This window comes from Paenisporosarcina sp. P5_A11 (assembly GCF_056400705.1).
Window position 1 is genome coordinate 1 of record NZ_JBFUKT010000256.1, and the last position, 3,331, is coordinate 3,331.

Here is a 3,331-nt window from a genome sequence, read left to right on the forward strand (position 1 = left end):
GTGTTATCGTATTGAATGAATATAATGCAATAATAGCTAAAGGGACTATCAGTATTAAAGATTTAAAAGAATACAAGTTGATTGGGAAGGGAGCAGATGGATCGGTCTTTCAATTGACATCTGAGCGTTGCATTAAAATTTTTGAAAAGGTACAAACAAAAGCATTGGAACTTAAGGCACTGCAAGTGGGACAATCTTCCCCAGTTATTCCCCGACTTTATGAGGATGGAACAAACTATATAATCATGGAGTATGTAAAAGGACTTTCTCTCCCACAGTATTTAAAAAAAGAGAAGCAATTGCCTGAACCAATAGTGGAAAAAATTCTTGCTATGCTGGATGAATTGAAAAAAGTAGGATTTGAGAGATGCGATACAGAGGTTCGCCATATTTTATTTAATGAAGATATGGAAATAAGGGTGATCGACCTTAAGAGAGCATTCGGCTCGGTTAGATCCAACCCTACTAAATTTTTAGAAGGAATAGAAAAGAAAGGTTATTTAGAAGAGTTCATGCTACATGTAAAGAATCTTAGTCCAACCCTTTATAACGAATGGAAAAACATTATTGATTGACTTCAGTTCAACGACTTTATGAGCTTGTAATAAAAACAAAGCCATATATTTTCACAGAACCTTGTGTATTAAGATTGTATTAATATGAATTCTCAAGAGATTTTTTCAGCACGAAAAAGAGGCAACCCTCAGTTAATTTTCTAGAACTTTTTGGTCAGCCTCTATTCTTTTGTATAATAAATTGAAAAGTAGGTCAGTGAATTGAAACACAGACACGGATATGATGTAGCCTCATACGGGGGTCTATTTGGTATGCAAATGCAAGGAGCCATGGCCATATTTGCAGTGAATCTCAAAAGATTTATGACATTTATAAAGGAATCAAAATAAAAATACACAAGAAAAAGGCGAGATTTCGTTCAAATCGAACGAAATCTCGCCTTTCTTTCTAATCTGCTACTTAAGAGTTTTTTAAAGCAAGTTTTTCAGCGGCCACGCTTTTTTGAAAAAATTTTCCATTAAAATGTATACTATTATTCACATTATGTTAATAATAGTATACAATAAGAATATAATACTTAACATGAAGGAGTGAAGAGTGAAATGCTCCAAAATCGAGTAAAAGAACTACGTGCACGATTTGGATTTTCGCAAGGTCAGTTAGCTGAACGAGTTGGGGTAACAAGGCAAACTATTGGTTTTATAGAAAAAGGCGAATTTTCTCCATCGATTACTTTGTCTTTGAAAATTGCAAGAGAGTTTGAAATAACAGTGGATGAATTATTTTGGCTAGAGGGGGAGAAATCAATATGAAGAAAGATTTTCGAGTGCAATACCCATTATGGCAAATGGCGTTTATCGTATTGTTTGGTTTTATGGCATTTAGTTTCACTGGAGTCTCAACAGAGCTCAACCAAAATTCACAAGGATTTAGTTATTCTTTAGAGTTTAATCCGATAGAGTCAATTTTCTTATTTGGGGCACTTTTCATTTCATTTATTTCAATCCTTATATTCACAAGAAAAATCTCTAACCATAATAAACAAAACCCAGATCAAAAAATATCGATGTGGCAAATTAGACCTTTAGAATATTTAGAACAAGATGAGGGTATGACGCACATCACAAGAAGAGCAGCGCAAAAAGTGTATACATTTTTCGTGTGGGCTCTCCCATTACTCGCAGTGATGTACATGGTTGTTGACTTGCCTAGATTTTGGATGATTTTAGGAATTCTGTTTCTAGCCTTAATGCAGTACTTAATTTACTACTTAGAAATAAGGAAACATCTAGGGGAGGAAGAAGAGTGATGTGGGAATACTTTTTAATTTTTTTAGGGTCTGCCATTCCTTGGCTTGAACTAGCGGTCATACCTATAGGGATTGTTGCGGGATTATCCCCATTTTGGGTGATGGTTATGGCGTTCACAGGAAATTTATTGACCGTTCTACTTCTTATCATTGGGTTTGATAAATTTAAAGTGTGGTGGCTGAAACGTCGAGAAGTAAAAAGAAAGTCGGCATCTAAACGTTCTGAACGTGCGAAGAAAATTTGGAGTAAATATGGTTTACCGGGACTTGCTTTGCTCGGACCAATCTTAATCGGCACCCATATTGCGGCATTTATTGGCATGACTTTAGGGGCTAATAAAAAATGGACAACAATTTGGTTAACCATTAGTATCGCTTTATGGACTTTAGTGTTCGGTGTTTTAACGGCTCTTGGGTTTGATTTCTTTGTGCAAGATATATAAAAGGAAAAAGTCTCCGAATGATACGGAGACTTTTTTTATCCTTGAAATGACTGTTCTAAGTGTTTTAGTACTGACTCTTTTTCAGGTTCTGGAGCGGTCTGCCACCATTTTTCAAAAAACACACCAAGTCCTGGGAGTAAGTGTTCTTCTCCACGTTTAATTGCATCCTCTACTACGTCACGAATTTGTGAAGCATCGTTACCAATCATGTTGGCCGTAATAGCATCTCGAATTTGAAAGTTCATAATCTCGCCTCCTCACACCTCTCATTTTGTCCGCTGTCCTCGCCACTTATACATGAATTTGTTACACTTAAAGAAAAAGGTGGTACAAATACAAATGAAACGCATTGAATCCTCACAAAACGCTCAAGTGAAACATTGGAAAAAACTTGTTACTGTTCGAAAAGACCGAGACAAATCAGGAGAATTTTTAGTAGAAGGTTTCCATTTAGTAGAAGAAGCTTTGAAAGATCCTTCTTGGGTTCTGACACTTATTGTTAGAGAAGGGATGAAGATTCCTTCAGACTGGAATCTTGAAGATGTTAGTATGGTAGAAGTAACGATGGAAATTGCAAAAGAAATTGCTGAAACTGAATATTCACAAGGCATTTATGCACATTGTATTCAACCTAAATCTACTCAAAATGAGCAGCAAAATTGGGCGAATGTCTTGATGATAGATGCAGTCCAAGATCCAGGCAATGTCGGAACCATGATTCGTACTGCGGATGCGGCTGGACTTGATGCAGTTATTTTAGGGAAAGGTTCAGCAGATGCTTATAATCCGAAAACAGTGCGTTCTGGTCAAGGGTCTCATTTTCATATCCCAATCGTAAAAGGTGATTTATCGGAATGGCTACAAACGTTCCGAGGGAAAGGAATACCTGTCTATGGTACTTCATTAGACGATGCGGTTACATATAAGCATGTGGAGCCACAGTCGCAATTTGCTTTAATTATGGGTAATGAAGGAAGTGGATTGTCACCAGAACTTCTCGTTCAAACTGATATGAATTTGAAAATCCCATTACACGGACAAGCCGAATCTTTAAATGTAGCAG

Annotated in this window: 7 protein-coding genes; 6 read left to right on the forward strand and 1 reads right to left on the reverse strand. The window is 36.6% G+C overall.

Translation table 11 applies throughout. The annotated features are described in order from the left end of the window. Positions 1-5: 5 nt before the first annotated feature. From AC1DOS_RS18885 to AC1DOS_RS18905, 5 genes are all read left to right on the forward strand, one after another. Positions 6-575, forward strand: coding sequence for a protein kinase family protein (locus AC1DOS_RS18885; protein WP_108585319.1), 570 nt, complete (start codon positions 6-8; stop codon positions 573-575). Between the two features lie 201 nt (positions 576-776). After that, the gene (locus tag AC1DOS_RS18890) at positions 777-905 is read left to right on the forward strand and encodes a hypothetical protein (RefSeq protein ID WP_477538745.1); all 129 of its coding nucleotides are present in this window, start codon (positions 777-779) and stop codon (positions 903-905) included. 213 nt (positions 906-1,118) lie between these two features. Beyond that, positions 1,119-1,328, forward strand: coding sequence for a helix-turn-helix transcriptional regulator (locus AC1DOS_RS18895; RefSeq protein WP_108585318.1), 210 nt, complete (start codon positions 1,119-1,121; stop codon positions 1,326-1,328). Then, entirely contained in the window at positions 1,325-1,825 is a 501-nt protein-coding gene (locus AC1DOS_RS18900; protein ID WP_477538746.1) for a hypothetical protein, read from the forward strand. Before AC1DOS_RS18895 ends, AC1DOS_RS18900 begins: the two co-directional genes overlap by 4 nt. Next, positions 1,825-2,268, forward strand: coding sequence for a small multi-drug export protein (locus AC1DOS_RS18905; protein ID WP_477538748.1), 444 nt, complete (start codon positions 1,825-1,827; stop codon positions 2,266-2,268). The genes AC1DOS_RS18900 and AC1DOS_RS18905 overlap by 1 nt, the downstream gene beginning before the upstream one ends. 35 nt (positions 2,269-2,303) lie before the next feature. Here AC1DOS_RS18905 and sspI read toward each other — a convergent pair whose 3' ends face one another. Further along, positions 2,304-2,513 carry a small acid-soluble spore protein SspI gene (gene sspI / locus AC1DOS_RS18910; protein WP_024534275.1) on the reverse strand — a complete coding sequence of 70 codons (210 nt, stop codon included), beginning with the start codon at positions 2,511-2,513 and terminating at the stop codon, positions 2,304-2,306. A 94-nt stretch (positions 2,514-2,607) separates the two neighbouring features. Here sspI and AC1DOS_RS18915 point away from each other — a divergent pair. Beyond that, a partial coding sequence (locus AC1DOS_RS18915) for a TrmH family RNA methyltransferase (protein ID WP_477538747.1) occupies positions 2,608-3,331 on the forward strand: 724 nt, incomplete at its 3' end.

Excerpts from the sequence above, each read along its gene's own strand:
- AC1DOS_RS18895 (WP_108585318.1), top strand. The coding sequence starts at position 1,119 with ATGCTCCAAAATCGAGTAAAAGAACTACGTGCACGATTTGGATTTTCG.
- AC1DOS_RS18900 (WP_477538746.1), top strand. The coding sequence starts at position 1,325 with ATGAAGAAAGATTTTCGAGTGCAATACCCATTATGGCAAATGGCGTTT.
- AC1DOS_RS18905 (WP_477538748.1), top strand. The coding sequence starts at position 1,825 with ATGTGGGAATACTTTTTAATTTTTTTAGGGTCTGCCATTCCTTGGCTT.
- sspI (WP_024534275.1), bottom strand. The coding sequence starts at position 2,513 with ATGAACTTTCAAATTCGAGATGCTATTACGGCCAACATGATTGGTAAC.